This window comes from Arthrobacter sp. H5, from assembly GCF_000520595.1.
GTDB lineage: Bacteria > Actinomycetota > Actinomycetes > Actinomycetales > Micrococcaceae > Arthrobacter_D.
In genome coordinates this window covers 19,240-20,626 of sequence record NZ_KI914992.1, presented here as the reverse complement: position 1 = coordinate 20,626, position 1,387 = coordinate 19,240, and the positions used below count along the sequence as shown (strand labels likewise).

The following is a 1,387-nucleotide window of genomic DNA, read 5'->3' as shown; positions in this document are numbered from 1 at the left end:
GGTGCAGGAAGAACAACACCACCAGCATGGCGAGCACGCCCAACGGCATGTTGATCCAGAACATCCACCGCCAGCCCGGCCCCTCGGTGAACCATCCACCCAGCAGCGGTCCGGCAACGGAGGCGAAAGCAAAAACGCCGCCCATCACTCCCATGTACTTTCCGCGTTCCCTGGCAGGTACAACATCGGCGATGATGGCCTGGGAGAGGATCATCAGCCCGCCACCGCCGAGGCCCTGCAGCGCACGGCCCCCAATGAGCCACTCCATGTTGGGGGCCAGCCCGCCCACAATCGAACCGGCCATGAAGATGCCAATCGCAATGAGAAGGAGGCTCTTGCGGCCCATCAGGTCGCCGAGCTTGCCGTAAATCGGCATCACGATCGTGGCTGCGAGGATATAGGCGGTAATCACCCAGAGCATCTGGTCCACACCATTGAGCTCACCCACGATGGTTGGCAGCGCCGTGCTGAGAATCATCTGGTTGAGCGCTGCCAGGAGCATTGAGAGCATGAGTCCCACAAAGAGCAGGAGCAGCCCGGATTCCTTGCGTTGAACTGGTGTTGTGGTGCGTGTAGCGGTGTTGGTCATCGGATTTCCTCAAGGACCTCTCTGAGCAGTGCGGTTGCACCTTCAAGAGCGAGGTACTGGTTGTCGATGGTGGGCTCGTTGATCGATTCCTGGAAGGCGTAGCGCATGGGCGCCCCCGCCACCAGCACCACCATTCGCGCCGTTTCGTCGGCGCTGTGCCGGCCGGCTGCCGACTGCCAGCGCGGCGACTCCGCGATGCGCTCGGCAACCGCGTCCTTCACCAGCTGCTCCACGCGGAGAAAATAGGAGAAGCGGCGCTGCCGCAGGTGCGGATAATTGCGCACCACCTCGATGCGGCGGCTTGCGGATGGCTCCCCACCCTCGGTTGAGTGGACCACCGCCATCAGCAGCCGGGATGTCTGTTCCAGCAGGTCATGATCCACGCTGAAACCGTCGAGCCAGACCTCATCGATAAACGGCTCCTGTAGACCAAGGATGGCATCTTCCTTGGTGCTGAAGTAGTTGAAAAACGTCCGCTGGGAAACGTTGGCCCGCGCGGCAATTTCCTCGACCGGGACATTCTCAGGACCATGAGCGAGTGTCAGCTCAGCGGCCGCTGCGTGCAGCGCTACCCAGGTCTCGGTACGTTTGCGCTCACGGAGGGAAATTAGTTGACTCACCGAACTAGTCTGGCATTTTCGGTTATTTTTCACAAGTGCAAACTTGCAGCGGCTGCAATCTTTCTCTGCATCGACTCTCCCCAAAGTGACCTTTTCAGCACCTTTTAGTGGCTGAGAGCGTCACTTTGGGGAGAGTCGATGTGGAACGGGGAACGACGACGACGGCCGCCACCCTTCG

Annotated in this window: 2 protein-coding genes; both read right to left on the bottom strand. The window is 60.3% G+C overall.

The genetic code is table 11. The features are described from left to right. Positions 1 to 589, bottom strand: a 589-nt coding sequence (locus tag Y708_RS28305; RefSeq protein ID WP_035775928.1) for an MFS transporter, incomplete at its 3' end; no start/stop codon positions are given. Then, a complete protein-coding gene (locus tag Y708_RS24150; protein ID WP_051478877.1) occupies positions 586 to 1,209 on the bottom strand; it encodes a TetR/AcrR family transcriptional regulator in 624 nt (207 codons plus the stop codon). The genes Y708_RS28305 and Y708_RS24150, both read right to left, overlap by 4 nt. Between the last annotated feature and the right edge of the window lie 178 nt (positions 1,210 to 1,387).